The sequence below is a fragment of the Moraxella sp. CTOTU48717 genome (genome assembly GCF_032057165.1).
Taxonomy (GTDB): domain Bacteria; phylum Pseudomonadota; class Gammaproteobacteria; order Pseudomonadales; family Moraxellaceae; genus Faucicola; species Faucicola tetraodonis.
This window is the reverse complement of the sequence record NZ_DAMBBC010000005.1, coordinates 50650-67191: the sequence shown is the minus strand read 5'-3', so window position 1 is coordinate 67191 and position 16542 is coordinate 50650. Positions and strand designations below refer to the sequence as shown.

The following is a 16542-nucleotide window of genomic DNA, read 5'->3' as shown; positions in this document are numbered from 1 at the left end:
CACAAGTTAGCATGGTATATTTAGCTAGCCAATTTTTAAACTTTTATTTTTATATTTTTGACATTTGAGAATTTTTTTTATGAATAATCGACCTATTCAATTAGCGATTTTAGGGCTTGGTACTGTGGGTACTGGGGTGGTTGAACTACTACAAAACAACCTTGATGAAATGACGCGTCGCACAGGACGTGAGATTAAAATTACCCACGTAGGCACGCGTCGCAACCGTACCGATATCCCAACAGACATCAAACAATCTGCCGATTTGCTTGATATCGTTCAGCAAGATGATGTGGATATTGTGGTGGAATTGATGGGCGGTACCACCACGGCTAAAGAGGTGATTTTAGCGGCAATCGACCATGGCAAACATATTGTGACTGCCAACAAAGCCTTACTGGCAGAACATGGCAATGAGATTTTTGCCAAGGCAGATGCCAAGGGCGTCAAAGTGTCGTATGAAGCCGCGGTTGCCGGCGGTATTCCGATTATCAAAATCTTACGTGAAGGCTTAGCTGCCAACAAAATCGATTGGCTTGCAGGTATCATCAATGGTACAGGCAACTTTATCATGACTGAAATGCGCGATAAAAAGCGGGACTTTGCAGATGTCCTCGCTGAAGCCCAAGCGCTGGGTTATGCCGAAGCCGATCCGACATTTGATGTCGAAGGGATTGATGCTGCGCATAAATTGACGCTGCTTGCGTCAATTGCATTTGGTATTCCATTGCAATTTGACAAAGTTTACTGTGAAGGCATTACCAAAATCACCAAGCAAGATGTGCGTTATGCCAACGAGCTTGGCTACCGTATCAAGCATTTAGGGTTTGCCAAACGTCGTATTTTAGACAGTGGCGAAGAAGGTATTGAATTACGTGTACATCCGACTTTGATTCCAAAACAGGTGTTACTTGCCAATGTGAATGGGGTAAAAAATGCCATCATGGTTGACGCAGAGCCTGTTGGACAAACCTTGTATTACGGTTCGGGTGCCGGCGCAGGGGCAACTGCATCAGCCGTGATGGCAGATGTGGTGGACATGGTACGCGCCCTTGCAGAGACCAATGATTCAACTGCCAATTTGGTGCCACATTTGGCGTTCCAGCCTGAGACACTCAATAACACACGTATTTTATCGAGCGATGAAATGATCACAGGCTACTATCTGCGCCTACAAGTCAAAGATGATTTGGGTGTACTAGCAGAAGTTACCCGCATTTTAAGTGAGTCTAAAATTAGTATTGATGCAATTTTGCAACAGCCAGCGCATGATGATACTAGCACTGATTTGCCAGTCATTATTATGGTTGACCCCGTTGTTGAGCGCAATATGAATGAAGCGATTGCTAAAATCGAAGCGTTAGATACCGTGACAGATAAGGTGGTGCGCATTCGGTTGGATGAGTTAATGCAGTAAAATTTAGGTAGACTTAATTGGTATATTTTACAGTGTTTTCAGTAGTTTAATTTACATTTTAACTATGATAATATGAAATGTATCGCATTAGCAAAACTTAAAACATCTATTGTGATTGGCATGGTTGCCGTTTACAACCCTGTTTATAGACCCTAGTGATTTAGGTCGTAGTTTGCTTGTGACAACAGAAACCCTAACTCAAAGGAAATTTAATATGGAAAATTCAGTCGTAATCGTAGATGGCGTTCGCACCCCAATGGGTGGATTCCAAGGTGATTTGAACGAAGTATCAATGCCAGAGCTTGGTGCAACCGTCATTAAAGAAGCCGTTAACCGTGCTGGCGTAAAACCAGAAGAGATTGACGAAGTTATCATGGGTTGTATCTTAACCGCAGGTGCAGGTCAAAGCCCAGCGCGTCAAGCGATGCGTAAAGCAGGTATCCCAGATGCCACAGGCGCAGTCAATGTCAACAAACTTTGTGGTTCTGGTATGAAAGCCATTATGCTAGGTGCCAACTCAATTCGTAGTGGTGAGTTTGATATCGTGGTAGCAGGTGGTATGGAATCAATGACCAACGCCCCTTATGTGCTACCAAAGGCACGTGGTGGTTATCGCATGGGAGATGGCGAGATCAAAGACACCATGTTCTTAGATGGTCTTAAAGATGCTGATACCGGCAAGTTAATGGGTGCATTTGCGCAAGAAATGGCAGATAAACGGGGTATCACACGTGAGGCGATGGATGCATTTGCTATCGAATCGCTAAAACGCGCCAACACCGCCATCAATGAAGGTCACTTCAAAAACGAAATCGTTCCGGTTACTGTCAAAACTCGTAAAGGCGATGTAGTCATTGACACGGACGAACAACCCGGTAAAGCCAATGTAGACAAAATCCCAACCTTAAAACCCGCGTTCTCAAAAGATGGTACAGTCACTGCCGCTAACTCAAGCTCAATCTCTGATGGGGCAGCCGCCGTTGTATTGATGTCAGAAGACAAAGCCAAAGAAAAAGGCTTAAAACCACTTGCACGTATCGTTGCCCAAGCCACTCACTCACAACACCCAAGCGAATTTACTATCGCACCTATCGAGTGTGTGAAAAAAGTTTTAGCAAAAGCTGGCTGGAGCAAAGAAGACGTTGATCTTTGGGAAATCAATGAAGCATTCGCCATGGTAACCATGCTTGCTATGCAAGAAAATGACCTTGATCATGCTAAGGTTAATATCGAAGGCGGTGCTTGTGCATTGGGTCATCCCGTGGGGGCATCGGGTGCGCGTATCGTAGTCACACTCATCAACTCACTCAAACGCACAGGTGGTAAAAAAGGCATTGCTAGCCTATGTATCGGTGGCGGTGAAGCGGTTGCCTTAGCCATTGAATTAATCTAATTGTCTTATGCAAAAAAAATCCCTAAGCTAGATTAGGGATTTTTTTTGCTCAACAATCGACCTATAACCATCAATCTATCAAGCAATCATTTGATTTTTAGGTTGATATAACTTATGATTGCCAAAGCTAAGAGATTCCCGATCACTGTTAAGTAAAAAGCCCTACGAAATTCTGGCTTGGTTGATTTATGGCGCAATAACCAATGGGCAAACGCCGCCCCTACCCAACCCCCAGCAAAAGCTAATTTATGGAGTGACGCTTCTTGCACGCGCCAATCACCATTTTGCGCAGCTTTTTTATCATGCGCGTACAGCAGATAGGTCGCTAAACTCATTGCAAAATACCAACCTATAATCCATAAGGGTAAGTGCTTAACCAGCACAACAGCGGTCAGTAACACAAAAAACAGCACCCCAATAGCCACCCACGTAAGTAATGTTTGATTTTTAAGATCGTTTTGAGCTTGACGAACTTGCCGGGCATTTTGTTGGGCAACTTTTTGTCTGACAAACGTCTGTTGCTGCACGTTGACAGCGCAGGGTTTGCCATCTCTGCCTTGCCCTATTTCAAAAACTACCGCTTCATTAAGCACAGGACGTTGGTTCGCTCGGTATTCGCTGATATGAAAAAAGATGGCAGAGTCTTGTAAATTATTATCCGTTCGCTCAATAAACCCAAAGCCTTTGTCATCTTGCCAGCGGGTTATTTTGCCCTGATATTTTGTCATTAAAAATCACCTAGTACTATGTTTTTATAACGCATTTTTTATAACGCATTACTGGGGTTTGCGATGGTGGTTTGCCCTATGTGCTCTACCCAACTTTTTTTATATGTTTTTACTTTATTGCTAAAAGCCAAATTTTTTTACGCTTCCTTGCAAAAGTTACTTAAGACAACTGCCAATTACACCCTCTAAACAAAAATTTATCAAATCCTACTACTTAATGGGAGCTTTTTTCAGTAACCTTGTGTGCAAGTCGAGCGATAAAGATTATGAAGTTTTTCGTGACTCTTATCATCGGCGAATTCAACAATCCATCAGTGATAAATATTTAATTTGTTGAATTTTAAAAAATTTATTATAACAATTTTTCAGTTAACTATAAAAAATTATCTTATATTTGTTAAATTTTAATTTAACGATTTTAATAAAAATAGACAATAAGATATATAAAGGAGATTTTCTCATGGCAAGTTTAATGCGTTTACGCGATATCCAAGACACCCACGTTGACCTTTTAGGTAACGATTATTTTGATCCAACGGGTAAAACCGCTTATGGCGCCAACGGCGACAAAGTAGGTAGTATTCAAGGTGCGTTAGTTGATGATACTACAGGTCGTATCCGTTATTTTATCGTTGATGTGGGCGGTTGGTTTAGTTCAAAAGAAGTGTTGGTACCAGCCGGGTTAGCGCGTATTCAAGACGACAATGTCTATTTTGATTCGCTCAGCCGAGATACTGTTGAAACAATGGATAGCTACGATCCTGACTATAATTACAGTATCGAAGAACAAACGGTTCGTGACCGTCATGTATTTGACCGTGCTGCCACACCTGTTAAACTTACTGATAACGACTACCAATCACCCAATACATTGCAGTTGCTTGAAGAACGCCTTTCAGTCAATAAAGATAAAATTGTAGCGGGTCTACTAAAAGTTGGTAAACACGTTGTGTCTGAGCCACGCACTGTGAATGTTGAGCTAACTGAAGAGCAAGCGCATATCCAGCGTACACCAGTTAATAAACCTACTGATCGCAGCATTGGTGATAATGACAATGCTACTATTGAGGTCGAACTGGAAGCAGAACGTGCAAATGTCAACAAACAAACTTACGTGACTGAAGAAGTGAACGTAGATAAAGTTGCCCAAACTCGTACTGAGACATTTAATGAAACCGTTCGCCGTGAAGAGTTAGATGTACAAAAAGATGGCGTCGAGCGTGTAACGGGTGTTGATACCATCGATGGTAATGTATCACCTGCAATCGATCCAAATGCGCCCCGTAAACTTTGATAATTAATATCATTAGAATTAATTACTATAAAGATTAACTTCTGCCAACGGTGTTGCCATTGGCTTGAAAAAGGCAGATGATTTCATCTGTCTTTTTTGTGATTGTTATATATTATTACAGATTTTGGAACAATAACTTTGCAATGGAAAACACTCAATGAAAAACCCGATGATGAATACTACTGAACCAAACACCCATGATACCCATACTCATGATAACATTGTCAAAACCGTTGATCTTCGTGAAGATACCACCAACACTTTAGAGCTATTAGCTGAACGCCCCCGAGTGCAAATTGAGCGATTTGTCAAAGACAATATTAAATTATCAAAAAAAATCATCAGCCAAACGGTTAACGTTCCTGTGACACTCAATCAAGAAGTGTTAGTGATTGAACATGTATTTTCCCAGGCTAACGCGCCTCATGATAATTTAGTTAGCGTGGTTACTAATAATGTCAATGTGCCACAGTTGATGGTGAATGGGCAAGCGATTACTTTAGGCGATACCCCGATTGAGGTTCCTCTACTTCAACAAATAGCTAAAGTAAATATTGAAACCATTGTGGCGGAAAAAGTGCAGTTAATGACCCAAAATGTCAGTCATGAAACGCAAATTCCTGTGACACTGCGCCATGAAGAATTGGTCACTGAAAAAGTTGAATACGATGAGCCAACAGTATTAGCAACAACGCATATCTCACCTGAAGAGGTTAACTTGGCTTCAAAGTAATTCCATTCTACTTTGTTTGGGTGACCTCGATTTGGCTTTTATTGGCGTGTCTTTTGTTGGCGTATGTTGATATGTAATTTGGGTGTGGCATTCATCAACATAATAGTGGTGTTGTAACATCACATCCAGCATTTTTAATCGGTTAGGTTTAATCGATTAGGCTCGATGATGGGCTGGTAATATCGGTTTATGGGTAATCTCTGGCAGTAAATCTAAAAACCCTTGAATATAAGCCACCTCTTTACTTGTGGTACGGGTCGCCGCATAAAGCTGGCAAAACACACCTTCCCCCAATGCCCTTGATATTACCCAGCCTTTTTTTTCGTATTCATTGACCACCCAATTCGGTAATGAGGCAACCCCTCGTTCGCTCGCAACTAGCTGAATTAACATGGCGGTCAATTCTGTGGTTCTTAGTTTCTTGGGCGCAAGTCCTGCAGGCGCAAAAAAATGCGCGATGATATCGAGCCGCTTGGCTTCCACAGGATAGACGATAAGCGTTTCATCAATCAAATCTTCTGGCAAAATCGGCGATTTTTTATCGACTAATGGGTGCGTCGGTGACAACACCAACCGACTTTCATATTGGAATAACGGCAGATAGCTGATTCCCTCCAAGGGTAAGCGACTGGCTGTGATAAGCACATCAATTTCTTCATCGAGTAGCATTTGGTGGGGCTCAGGTTCAAAGCCTGAGCTAAAGTCCAGCTCAACGTCTTGCCATTCCCTGCGATAACGATTAAGAATAGGCATCAACCAATCAAAACAGCTATGACATTCCGAGGCCAAACGTAATTGTCCCGTTTGACCACGACCCAGTCTTTTAAGGTTGGCGGTGGTACGATTAAATTGCGGTAGCACACTGTCGGCAAGCTTGAGTACTTCTTTGCCCGCCGGGGTAAAGCTTAGTGGTCTTGAGCGGCGATTGACGAGGCTAACACCATAATAATTTTCGATTTCTTTGAGCTGATGGGAGACTGCTGATGCCGTGACATACAAGTCCTCAGCCGCGGCAGCAAGCGAGCCTTGCTCACGTAGTGCGGTCAATAATTGAAGGTGGCGGATTTCAAGCATAAAATAATTTTACCATTTGCCAAGCCCAAAAGAAAAAAGTTCACGATTTGGTGAAACCATGAACTACTTTAACAAGAAACGTGAAAAAAGTTAATCAGTTTCAATGTCAAAGCGGCAGTATTACCCAGTCACCTTGACTAACTATCGCTGATAATTTGGTTTTCTTCATCTTTGATATAACGGGTAACGAGTAATTGGTCAATTTTATGATGATCAATATCGACTACTTCAAATTTATAACCTTGATATTCAACAAAATCCGCAGGACGAGGAATTTTGCGCAGTTTATACATCATAAAACCCGCTAAAGTTTCATAATTATCCCAATCAGGAAAATCTTCGATACCGAGCGCATGTTTGACATTTTCAATCGGTGTGGTACCTTCAATCAGCCATGAGAATTCATCACGCTGGATAATCTGCTGCTCATCTTCAATCGGTGCGACCCAATCCCCCATCACTGTCATCATGATATCAGAGAGCGTAATGACACCGACAATGAGCGCATACTCGTTCATTACCACAGCAAATTTTTCTTTACTAGAGCGAAAACGGTCTAGCAGCTCGGATAAGGTTAATGTATCGGGGATAATTAATACATTACGAATCGTAGTTTCATTGAGCAAAATTTGCGACTGGTTACTAAGAAGTTTTACCAAAATATCTTTGGTATCGACATACCCAATCACTTCATCAATATGGTCTTTACATACCAAAAATTTTGAATACGGGTAATTGGCGATTTTTTGGCGGATACTTTGCTCAGACTCGCCAAGGGTGAAATACACCACATCCTCACGGGTGGTCATGCTAGAGGGCACGTTACGTTCTTCAAGCTCAAAAACGTTCTCGATAAAGTGATGTTCTTGCTTGAGCAACACCCCCGCTTGTGCACCTGCATCCACCACAGCCGAAACGTCATCAAAGGTGATATTTTCTTCTCTCACCATGTTGACTTTAAAAATTCTAAAAATCAGATTTGCCAGCCCATTGATAATCCAAGCCAGCGGCTTAAATACTTTGATTGACAACAGTACAGGCTCAATCACCGCTAACGCCACCCGTTCTGGGTTAATCATGCCAATGCGTTTAGGAATTAAATCGGCAAACAAAATAAACAACAAAGTGACCAGCAAAAATGACATCACAAAACCGATATTATCGAGCATTTTGCCTTGATAAAAGGGGGAAATAAGGTCAATAAAGTAGGGACGAAGCGCAGACTCACCGACAATACCGCCCAAAATTGCCACGGCATTTAGCCCAATCTGTGAGGTGGCAAAAAATTCGGCAGAATTTTCTTGTAAATGTAAAATTTTATTGGCGCGATTGTCACCCGATTCTGCCAACAACTTTAGCTTGATGCGCCTAGCACCTGCCAAGGCAATTTCGGAAATGGAGAAAAAACTGGAAATCAATACTAATATACAAATAACTAGTAGATTTTGGAATAAACTCACAATACACCCATATTTATCTATTTTTATCTAGACAACATAACAGATTTGGCAAAAAATTTCTTAGACTTTATGGTAAAGCAATACTAGCAAACAAACATTGATAAAGAAACGGTAATAAAGAAATATGATAAAGAAAAAGGGATAAGAAAACATTGGTAAAAAAATGGGTAAAAAACTACACACGTAAAAAAACCCTTGATTGAAATCAAGGGTTTTTTTAATAACAAAATAATTATACACGTTCAATAATGGTGGCAATACCTTGACCCAGACCAATACACATGGTGGCAAGACCAATTTGGGTGTCTTGTTGTTCCATCACATTTAATAGCGTGGTGGTGATACGTGCACCAGAACAGCCTAGTGGGTGACCTAATGCAATAGCACCACCATTTAGGTTAACGATGTCTAGTTTGTCTTGTAGGTTTAAGCCTTTAAGAACCGATAAGCCTTGTGCGGCAAATGCTTCGTTAAGTTCGATGGTTTGCATATCGTCAATGCTCATACCAGCGCGTTTTAAGGCTTTTTGGGTAGCAGGTACTGGACCATAACCCATGATAGCCGCGTCACAGCCTGCAACTGCCATACCGCGAATACGGGCGCGCGGTGTTAAACCCAAGTCTTTGGCTTTTTGTGCAGACATGATAAGCATTGCAGATGCACCGTCAGACAAGGCAGATGACGTGGCAGCTGTCACGGTACCACCTTTAGGGTCAAATACGGGACGTAATGCCGCAAATGATTGTAGGTTGGCATCGGGACGAATCACTTCATCGATAGTGCAAAGTTGTAGGTTACCGTTTTCGTCATGACCTTCAATGCCGATGATTTCGTTCTTGAAACGACCTTGCTGTGTCGCTTCCCAGGCACGGCGATGTGATTCTACACCAAACGCATCTTGTTCTTGACGGCTGATGTTATTCATACGGCCAAGCATTTCAGCGGTTAAACCCATCATGTTAGAGGCTTTTGCATAGTATTTTGAAGCCTCTGGATTGATGTCAATACCGTGCATCATGCCCACGTGACCCATATGCTCAACACCACCGATAATGAACACATCACCTTGACCAGTCATGATTTGTGCCGCTGCGGTGTGAAGCGCTTGCATTGATGAACCACATAGACGGTTGACCGTTTGACCTGCCGTAGTACGTGGTAATTCAGCCAATAAACCGATGTTACGACCAATGTTCATACCTTGCTCTAGGGTTTGGTTGACACAGCCCCAGATGACATCTTCTACAAGTTTGGTATCAAACGGGTTACGCGCTACCAAGGCTTTAACAAGCTCCGCAGACATGCTATCAGCGCGTACATTGCGGAACATACCATTTTTTGATTTGCCCATTGCGGTACGAACGCCATCGACAATCACGACATCTTTTGGACTTAATGTAGTCATTCTATTCTCCTTAAAATTTATAATCGTCGATTACGCTTGTGGGTAAAAAGTTTTACCATTTGCCGCCATATCACGAATCATTTGTGGCGCTTCATAGGCTTTACCTAAGCTTGCGTATTTGTCACAAAGGGCTAGGTAATTTTGTAGGCCGATTTGGTCGATGTAACGGCATGGACCACCACGGAATGGCGGGAAACCAATACCCATAATCATCGCCATGTCTGCTTCTGCAGGCGTCGATACGATGTTATCTTCTAAGCAGCGAACCGTTTCATTACATAATGCAATCATCAGACGATCGATGATTTCTTGGTCTTCAAACTGTTTTGGCGCATCGATAAATGGTTTTAATAATTCAACGGTTTGTGGATCGGCAGTTTTAACTGGCTTGCCTTTTTTATCCGTTTCATATTTGTAGAAACCAACGCCATTTTTTTGACCTAAGCGATTGGCTTCAAACAATATCTGACCGCTCACTTTATAGTCTGGTTTCATACGGTCTGGGAAGCCTTCCGCCATGACTTCTGCCCCATGAACCCCTGTGTCGATACCCACAACGTCCATCAAGTAGGCAGGACCCATTGGCCAGCCAAATTTTTCCATGACTTTGTCAATTTGAACAAAGTCAGCACCTTGTTTGATCAATAAGTCAAACGCACCGAAGTAAGGGAATAATACGCGGTTAACTAAGAAACCTGGGCAGTCATTTACCACCACTGGCACTTTACCCATTTTTTCTGCTAACGCTACCGTAGTCGCCACCGCTTCTTCGCTGGATTTTTCACCACGAATTACTTCAACCAGTGGCATACGATGGACTGGGTTAAAGAAGTGCATACCGACGAAGTTTTCTGGGCGCTCTAGTACCGAAGCTAGGTAGGTGATAGAGATGGTCGAAGTGTTAGATGCGAGGATACAGTTGTCTTTAACTAGCCCTTCAACTTCTTTTAATACCGCGTGTTTAACTTTTGGATTTTCAACAACCGCTTCAATCACGATGTCAGTCTCACCAAAGTCACCGTAGTTGAGCGTAGGACGGATACGGCTTAAGGTTTCGCCCATTTGTGCTGGGGTTACTTTACCGCGTGCCATACCGCTTGATAGGTGTTTGCTGGCCTCCCTCATACCCAAGTCAAGCTGCTCTGCCTTGATGTCTTTCATGATGATTGGCAAGCCTTTTGAGGCGGCTTGGTAAGCAATACCGCCACCCATAATACCTGCGCCCAATACAGCGGCTTCTTTAATATCATGCGCTTTGGCGCTGTGCGTTTTAGCGAGTTTACGAACGGCTTGGTCGTTTAAGAATAGACCGACTAGGCTTTCTGCTTGTGGGGTTTTTGCTGCTTTTGCAAAACCTGCAGATTCAATTTCTAACGCTTTGTCACGTGGTAGGTTCACGTGTTTTTCGATAGACTCTAACGCGATTTTTGGCGCTGGGTACTGCGCTGGATTGGCTTTTGAGAACAGTACACCTTTGGCTGAGTTAAATGCCATCGCTTGTTCTAGGGCGTTTAATTTGACTGGATTGATTTTTTCGTCATGGCGTGCTTTCCAATCTAGATCGCCTGCGATACATTTTTTGACTAAATCAATCGCTGAAGCCTCTAACTGGTCAGCGGCAACAACCGCATCCACCATACCGACTTTCAATGCAGCGGCTGGTTTTTGTGCTTCGCCAGTTGCAATGATTTCAAGCGCGTTATCGATACCGATGATACGTGGCAAACGCACTGAACCACCAAAGCCTGGGAAGATGCCCAATTTAACTTCGGGCAAACCGATGCTCGCTTTGTCACTCATGACACGGTAGTCACACACCAACGTCATCTCTGTACCACCGCCCATTGATGCGCCATTGATTGCCGCAACTTTTGGGAAAGGCAAATCTTCAAAACGGTTGAATGTTTTGTTGATGTCAAGTACCCAAGAAGCAATCTCGCCTTCTGGTTTTTTGAAGTTACCAACAAATTCAGTGATGTCCGCACCAGCGATGAAAACTTTTTTTCCTGAAGTAACGATTAGACCTTTAACGTCTGAAGATTGTTCTAATGCCGTGACTGCTTCGCCAAATTCTTTGATGGTGGTTTGGTCAAATTTATTAACGCTCTCAGTTTGATTATCGTAGTTTAATTTAGCAATACCGTCTTCGAGTAGCGATACCGAGATGCTATTTCCTTGATAAATCATTGCTAACTCCTTGAGTTATGTTGAAATCAACGGGGAAAACCGAAAAAATGATGTTTTGCACGATGTCTTTATATGATGTCTTTAAAAGATGCTTGTTAAAAGATGCTTATTAAAATTTTTACATACCGCAGACAAAACAAAATCTTGACTAGTTTACTATGTTTGCGATAAGTTGAGAATAACGCAAATGACTGTTTAGTCATTGGCTAGCCCTTGTGTATCTTTACCCTTGTGTATCCTTATTTGTATCTTACAGATTTTTCATAGTAAGCGAAAAACATGGCAAAATTTTTAAAACCTTATCAGTTGGTCACTATCTTATCTTTATTGGCGATGACCCACCCGCTCAATGCTACACCCGTACAGACCGTTATCCATTTTGGCAAAAACCAAACCAGTAAAATGTGGGTTGGTCAATTATCGCCCAAGCAAGACAGCCTACTTTATCAATTCAACGCTAGCAAAAATCAATACGCAACCTTAGTATTGATGCCTCGTAGGGGCTATGCTGAATTTGCCAATGTCGGTGTTATTATATCCCCTACGGGAAACGTTGATGGGGGCAAAGGCGGTATTGTTTATCAAGGCTGCTTGCCACAATCAGGCAACTACACCATCCGCATCGCACGCAATTTGATGGCTAGCAACGGCGCCGCTGCAGGTTTTGTTGCCAAACTTACTATCTTACCAGTTGGCAAAAGTCAGCAAAAATGTCCTTAAAGTAGCCAATTTTTATCCCTAAATCCTCTATTTGAATTCGACATACTGCTTGACATAATTGGCGCTTAGCGTGGTGGAATTGACACAAATCTGTAAACTGCCAACAGGCACCTCACTTTCGAATTCCTGCAGATGCGCTTTGATAGCGTCGGCAATCCGCTGCGCCAATGATTGAATGGTAGCGTCATCACGCCCTGGCATCAGATAAAAATGCGCCATAACAAAGGCTTCATCTCCGCTATCGGTCAGTCCCACCAATACTTGATTTGGGTAGTAGATACGTGATTTGATATCACTTTGTAGCTTAAAACTGCCAGACTGCCATAACGTATCATTGACCCGTGCTAATAGGTTATCAGGCTGACTAATAAGATGGTCGTGACTCACTTCAATAATGACATTGGGCATGGTGTTATCCTTTACTCTTGAATTAAATCTGCAAATTTGGCGTTTACTGCGCCTGCTAAATCTGACGGCGACAACTCAATTTCCAAGCCGCGTCTACCGCCACTACAATAAATGGTTGCAAAGTGTTGTGCCGACTGATCGATGACCGTGGGCAGGCGTTTTTTTTGACCGAGCGGGCTTACCCCACCTAGCACATAGCCTGTGGTACGTTCTACCAATTTGGGATCTGCCATTTGTGCTTTTTTACTACCGATGGCTTTGGCGATTTTTTTTAGGTTTAGCAAATGCTCAACAGGCAATATCGCAACAGCGAGTTTGTCATTGTCGTCTTGCACCACCAAGGTTTTGAATACCCGCTTTGGCTCAACTTGTAGTTTTTCTGCCGCTTCAAGCCCATAGCTTTCACTATGCGCGTCATGATGGTATTCATGTAATTGGAAGTTGATTTTTAGTTTTTTGGCAAGATTAACGGCAGGTGTCATAGCGGTTTCTTAACAGGGTTTGGTGATTGAACATAGTGATTCATCATAACCAAACTGCGGGTTAAAACAAAGCACATTGGGTATAAAAAACGTATAAAAAAAACCAGCCAACTATTTTGCTAGTGACTGGATTTAGTGAAGTGCTAGATACTAGTTGTTGCATAGGCTTGAACATATAGCCTTTATTTTATAAATGGCGCATTACCTATTAGCTTGCTTTTGAGACCATATAATCAACGGCAGCTTTTACTTCCTCATCCGAGGCTTGACTACCACCTTTGGCTGGCATTACACCGGCTTTTCCTTGATAGCCGCCGATGGCGTGTTTATAAAGCGTGTCTTTACCTTGCGCAATGCGAGGTGCCCAAGCGGCTTTATCAGCAAGTTTTGGTGCGCCCATTAAGCCTGCTGTGTGACAAGTGGTACATACACTACCAAACAATTTTTCGCCAGCATCAGCAGAAACTGGGGTAGCAGTTGCTGTCGTCGTGGTGGCAGCGGCTGAGGCAGCTGTCGGTGGCACAAATGAAGCAGGCTGTGAAGCCACTGGCATGGGATGGTTTGCACGAGCGATTTCACCTTGCTGTGCGGCAATTTCTTCGGTTGGTTTGCTTTCGGCTGATTCATGCTTACTACATGCGCTCATGGTAAGGCCCAAGGCAATCATAAGACTGGCTAGCGTGGCATTGCGTGTTGATATCGGTAGCATAACCTTTTCCTTTCAAATAAGGTGAAATCTAATTTCACATCAATGTATAAATTTTTAATAGCCCTACAAACTATTTTGCATGGTAATATTTTGCGTGGTAATGCCGACTGGCAAATGGCTAGTGCGACATTTGGCGGTATGTTGTTATTACATGAGAATTAGTGACTATATTAGCATTACTGCGGTATGAATAAAATAACATTTTAAAGCCACCTTGCTAAATCATTACTATCATTGTGTATTTTGTTACGCTAACGGGTAAAAATTTTTTATTGGCTAGATGAAACAGGGCAATTGGCTAAGAGAAGGATTTTCTAATTTAACAGTTTATTAAAAAGCTAAAATTTACATTGACTTACATTCAATATTTAGTTAAAATTCGCACCTATTTTTATCCTAATCTGAGCTGATGCCAAACCATGGGTAGGTTGGCTAATAATCACCTATACAGCCGGATTAATGTTCCTGACCCACTAACCCCGCTTTGTTGATAGCACGGTAACTGTCTATCAATAAGCCTAGACTTAAGGAGTCTACATGCCAGCAGTAAAGGTAAAAGAGAACGAACCTGTAGATATCGCAATTCGCCGCTTTAAACGTGCTTGTGAGAAAGCCGGTATTTTAGCAGATGTACGTAAACATGAGTTCTATGAAAAACCAACTCAAGAACGTAAACGCAAAAAAGCAGCTGCGGTAAAACGTTACAAAAAGAAAATGTCACGTGAATCAGTACGCACAACTCGTCTTTACTAAGGTAATTTGTCGACAGACAACCCAATACCAGTAAATGATAAAATCCACTTTGTTAAGTGGATTTTTTTATGCTATGTTGCTAACCACAATTTTAAAAACGCCATTAGCTAACATTAGGGAGCGTTAAAACCATGAGTACCATAAAAGACACCCTGACCGATGTGGTCAAAACTGCCATGAAAGCGCGTGAGCTTGAAAAAGTTAAAGTACTACGCAGCGTACAAGCGGTGATAAAACAAATCGAAATTGACCGCCAAATAACGCTCGATGATGCAGGTGTACTAGACATCTTACAAAAGCAAACCAAGCAGCGCCAAGAGTCGCTCGCTATTTTTGCCGTCAATGGTCGGGAAGATTTGGCACAAAAAGAACAATTTGAGATTGATGTGATTAGTCAATTCTTGCCACAACCCATGAGTGAAGCAGAAATTGCCAATTTGGTAGCTGCTGAAATTGCTGAGCAAGGTGCCACTTCAATGCAGCAAATGGGCGCTGTGATGAATGCGCTGAAAGTCAAAACCGCAGGTCGCGCTGACCCCGCTTTGATTTCAAAGTTGGTCAAAGCAACATTGGGTTAACCCTTTAAAACATCATAAAAAAAGCCATAAGATTTGTACTTATGGCTTTTTTATGGGGTAAATTTTTACTGATGGGTTTGCATCGCCTGAGAAAGCAAATCTAACGTTTCCACCAACGGCAGTCCAACCACATTGCTATAACTACCGTCAATCGCTTTGACCCACGCAGCGCCCAGTCCTTGAATAGCATAACCGCCTGCTTTGTCTTGTGGTTCGCCCGTATGCCAATAATGCGTCATCATGCTGTCAGTGAGCGCAATAAATTTGACATCAGTTCTCACCACAGTGCGCTCAGCATAATCCATCTGCCATTGACCGCTACGCTGCGCCATTCGGCTCACTTGTACCGCGGTCCATACTTGGTGCGAGGCATTGCTCATTTGCCGCCACATCGCACAGGCATCGGCAAAATCGTTAGGTTTTTGCAGCACTGCCCCATCCGGCAATACGCCAATGGTATCGGCGGTAATCACCACACACTCGGTCATAGCGTTTGGCAAAACTTGTAAAGCGGCTTGCGCTTTTTGACTCACCATACGCCTAATATAGTCAATCGCCGATTCTTCTGCTAGCGGTGATTCATCAATATTGACTGCCGCGCAAGTATGTGGCACCGCAACTTGATCTAACAACTCACGCCGCCTCGGTGAGGTGGACGCCAAGATAATCGGTATAGTGGCATTAAATTGATACATAATAACTTCTCAATACGCTTATCGCGTATAACGCAGCATGACAGCGACTAACAGCGGCCAAATTAAGGTACTGACGGCAACGGTATAAAGTAATTGGGGTGCAAACACCCCTTGGGTAAATAAATGCAGAAAAATTAACCCAAGTTGATAAATCAGCAAACAGGCGCCCGCCAAAAGCCACACCAAGTTCGAGGACAATTGGCGTAAATAACCACTGACAAACTTGATAAAAAATGCCACCAGCACTGCACATAAGGCTTGCTGACCGATTCGGCTATCCGTCAGTAAATCAGCAAACAGACCCACCACAAACGCCAATCCCATCCCAATTAAAGTCGGTTGAAATATCAGCCAAAAAATCAGCATCATGATCATCCACATCGGACGAAATAGCGCAATCTCTGCCGACAGCGGATACACACTAAGTACCGATGCGATGATAAAACTGATTGCCATCACAATATATAAATGCTGTTTGGTTTTTTTGCGCTGAACGACGACCATAA

General features: G+C 42.7%; 17 protein-coding genes. 7 read left to right on the top strand and 10 right to left on the bottom strand.

Annotated features, from left to right (window positions below; translation table 11 throughout):
* Positions 1–79 precede the first annotated feature (79 nt).
* Together RT084_RS04545 and RT084_RS04540 are read left to right on the top strand one after the other, a co-directional pair.
* Positions 80–1417 (top strand): homoserine dehydrogenase, encoded by a 1338-nt coding sequence (locus tag RT084_RS04545; RefSeq protein ID WP_313097751.1) that lies wholly within the window; start codon positions 80–82, stop codon positions 1415–1417.
* Positions 1418–1631: 214 nt separating this feature from the next.
* On the top strand, positions 1632–2810 hold the full coding sequence (locus RT084_RS04540) for a thiolase family protein (protein WP_050324664.1): 1179 nt from the start codon (positions 1632–1634) through the stop codon (positions 2808–2810).
* 86 nt (positions 2811–2896) lie between these two features.
* On the opposite strand, the gene RT084_RS04535 is transcribed toward RT084_RS04540, so the two are convergent.
* Complete coding sequence (locus RT084_RS04535; RefSeq protein ID WP_313097748.1) at positions 2897–3538, bottom strand: DUF1294 domain-containing protein; 642 nt, start codon at positions 3536–3538, stop codon at positions 2897–2899.
* 460 nt (positions 3539–3998) lie between these two features.
* Here RT084_RS04535 and RT084_RS04530 point away from each other — a divergent pair, with 460 nt between their 5' ends.
* Both RT084_RS04530 and RT084_RS04525 read left to right on the top strand, forming a co-directional pair.
* A complete protein-coding gene (locus RT084_RS04530) occupies positions 3999–4832 on the top strand; it encodes a PRC and DUF2382 domain-containing protein (protein WP_313097746.1) in 834 nt (277 codons plus the stop codon).
* Positions 4833–4989: 157 nt separating this feature from the next.
* Positions 4990–5565, top strand: a complete 576-nt coding sequence (locus RT084_RS04525) for a DUF2382 domain-containing protein (RefSeq protein WP_227716809.1) — start codon at positions 4990–4992, stop codon at positions 5563–5565.
* Between the two features lie 156 nt (positions 5566–5721).
* On the opposite strand, the gene RT084_RS04520 is transcribed toward RT084_RS04525, so the two are convergent.
* The 4 genes from RT084_RS04520 to fadB form a co-directional block, all read right to left on the bottom strand.
* The gene (locus RT084_RS04520) at positions 5722–6639 is read right to left on the bottom strand and encodes a LysR family transcriptional regulator (RefSeq protein WP_099808455.1); all 918 of its coding nucleotides are present in this window, start codon (positions 6637–6639) and stop codon (positions 5722–5724) included.
* A gap of 137 nt (positions 6640–6776) precedes the next feature.
* Entirely contained in the window at positions 6777–8099 is a 1323-nt protein-coding gene (paeA, locus tag RT084_RS04515; protein WP_313097742.1) for a polyamine export protein PaeA, read from the bottom strand.
* Positions 8100–8331: 232 nt separating this feature from the next.
* Positions 8332–9504 carry an acetyl-CoA C-acyltransferase FadA gene (gene fadA / locus RT084_RS04510; RefSeq protein WP_100270450.1) on the bottom strand — a complete coding sequence of 391 codons (1173 nt, stop codon included), beginning with the start codon at positions 9502–9504 and terminating at the stop codon, positions 8332–8334.
* A 30-nt stretch (positions 9505–9534) separates the two neighbouring features.
* Positions 9535–11691, bottom strand: a complete 2157-nt coding sequence (gene fadB / locus RT084_RS04505; RefSeq protein ID WP_312385140.1) for a fatty acid oxidation complex subunit alpha FadB — start codon at positions 11689–11691, stop codon at positions 9535–9537.
* Positions 11692–11970: 279 nt separating this feature from the next.
* Here fadB and RT084_RS04500 point away from each other — a divergent pair, with 279 nt between their 5' ends.
* Entirely contained in the window at positions 11971–12411 is a 441-nt protein-coding gene (locus tag RT084_RS04500; protein ID WP_144918032.1) for a hypothetical protein, read from the top strand.
* Positions 12412–12438: 27 nt separating this feature from the next.
* Here the strand turns inward: RT084_RS04500 and RT084_RS04495 are convergent, their stop codons facing one another.
* The 3 genes from RT084_RS04495 to RT084_RS04485 all read right to left on the bottom strand — a co-directional run bounded on the left by RT084_RS04495 (position 12439) and on the right by RT084_RS04485 (position 14010).
* Complete coding sequence (locus RT084_RS04495; RefSeq protein WP_144918031.1) at positions 12439–12819, bottom strand: 5-carboxymethyl-2-hydroxymuconate Delta-isomerase; 381 nt, start codon at positions 12817–12819, stop codon at positions 12439–12441.
* Positions 12820–12830: 11 nt separating this feature from the next.
* On the bottom strand, positions 12831–13301 hold the full coding sequence (ybaK, locus tag RT084_RS04490; protein ID WP_007115525.1) for a Cys-tRNA(Pro) deacylase: 471 nt from the start codon (positions 13299–13301) through the stop codon (positions 12831–12833).
* Between the two features lie 208 nt (positions 13302–13509).
* The gene (locus tag RT084_RS04485) at positions 13510–14010 is read right to left on the bottom strand and encodes a c-type cytochrome (RefSeq protein ID WP_144918030.1); all 501 of its coding nucleotides are present in this window, start codon (positions 14008–14010) and stop codon (positions 13510–13512) included.
* A 537-nt stretch (positions 14011–14547) separates the two neighbouring features.
* Here RT084_RS04485 and rpsU point away from each other — a divergent pair.
* Both rpsU and RT084_RS04475 read left to right on the top strand, forming a co-directional pair.
* Positions 14548–14763 carry a 30S ribosomal protein S21 gene (gene rpsU, locus RT084_RS04480; RefSeq protein ID WP_007115522.1) on the top strand — a complete coding sequence of 72 codons (216 nt, stop codon included), beginning with the start codon at positions 14548–14550 and terminating at the stop codon, positions 14761–14763.
* Positions 14764–14894: 131 nt separating this feature from the next.
* On the top strand, positions 14895–15341 hold the full coding sequence (locus RT084_RS04475) for a GatB/YqeY domain-containing protein (protein WP_312385146.1): 447 nt from the start codon (positions 14895–14897) through the stop codon (positions 15339–15341).
* Positions 15342–15406: 65 nt separating this feature from the next.
* On the opposite strand, the gene RT084_RS04470 is transcribed toward RT084_RS04475, so the two are convergent.
* Both RT084_RS04470 and mreD read right to left on the bottom strand, forming a co-directional pair.
* Positions 15407–16036, bottom strand: a complete 630-nt coding sequence (locus tag RT084_RS04470; RefSeq protein ID WP_313097736.1) for a Maf family protein — start codon at positions 16034–16036, stop codon at positions 15407–15409.
* An 18-nt stretch (positions 16037–16054) separates the two neighbouring features.
* Positions 16055–16540: a rod shape-determining protein MreD gene (mreD, locus tag RT084_RS04465; RefSeq protein WP_099834392.1), complete on the bottom strand. Its 486-nt coding sequence runs from the start codon at positions 16538–16540 to the stop codon at positions 16055–16057.
* Between the last annotated feature and the right edge of the window lie 2 nt (positions 16541–16542).

Coding starts and splice junctions, on each gene's coding strand:
- RT084_RS04545 (WP_313097751.1), top strand. CDS start 80: ATGAATAATCGACCTATTCAATTAGCGATTTTAGGGCTTGGTACTGTG.
- RT084_RS04540 (WP_050324664.1), top strand. CDS start 1,632: ATGGAAAATTCAGTCGTAATCGTAGATGGCGTTCGCACCCCAATGGGT.
- RT084_RS04535 (WP_313097748.1), bottom strand. CDS start 3,538: ATGACAAAATATCAGGGCAAAATAACCCGCTGGCAAGATGACAAAGGC.
- RT084_RS04530 (WP_313097746.1), top strand. CDS start 3,999: ATGGCAAGTTTAATGCGTTTACGCGATATCCAAGACACCCACGTTGAC.
- RT084_RS04525 (WP_227716809.1), top strand. CDS start 4,990: ATGAAAAACCCGATGATGAATACTACTGAACCAAACACCCATGATACC.
- RT084_RS04520 (WP_099808455.1), bottom strand. CDS start 6,639: ATGCTTGAAATCCGCCACCTTCAATTATTGACCGCACTACGTGAGCAA.
- fadA (WP_100270450.1), bottom strand. CDS start 9,504: ATGACTACATTAAGTCCAAAAGATGTCGTGATTGTCGATGGCGTTCGT.
- fadB (WP_312385140.1), bottom strand. CDS start 11,691: ATGATTTATCAAGGAAATAGCATCTCGGTATCGCTACTCGAAGACGGT.
- RT084_RS04500 (WP_144918032.1), top strand. CDS start 11,971: ATGGCAAAATTTTTAAAACCTTATCAGTTGGTCACTATCTTATCTTTA.
- RT084_RS04495 (WP_144918031.1), bottom strand. CDS start 12,819: ATGCCCAATGTCATTATTGAAGTGAGTCACGACCATCTTATTAGTCAG.
- ybaK (WP_007115525.1), bottom strand. CDS start 13,301: ATGACACCTGCCGTTAATCTTGCCAAAAAACTAAAAATCAACTTCCAA.
- RT084_RS04485 (WP_144918030.1), bottom strand. CDS start 14,010: ATGCTACCGATATCAACACGCAATGCCACGCTAGCCAGTCTTATGATT.
- rpsU (WP_007115522.1), top strand. CDS start 14,548: ATGCCAGCAGTAAAGGTAAAAGAGAACGAACCTGTAGATATCGCAATT.
- RT084_RS04475 (WP_312385146.1), top strand. CDS start 14,895: ATGAGTACCATAAAAGACACCCTGACCGATGTGGTCAAAACTGCCATG.
- RT084_RS04470 (WP_313097736.1), bottom strand. CDS start 16,036: ATGTATCAATTTAATGCCACTATACCGATTATCTTGGCGTCCACCTCA.
- mreD (WP_099834392.1), bottom strand. CDS start 16,540: ATGGTCGTCGTTCAGCGCAAAAAAACCAAACAGCATTTATATATTGTG.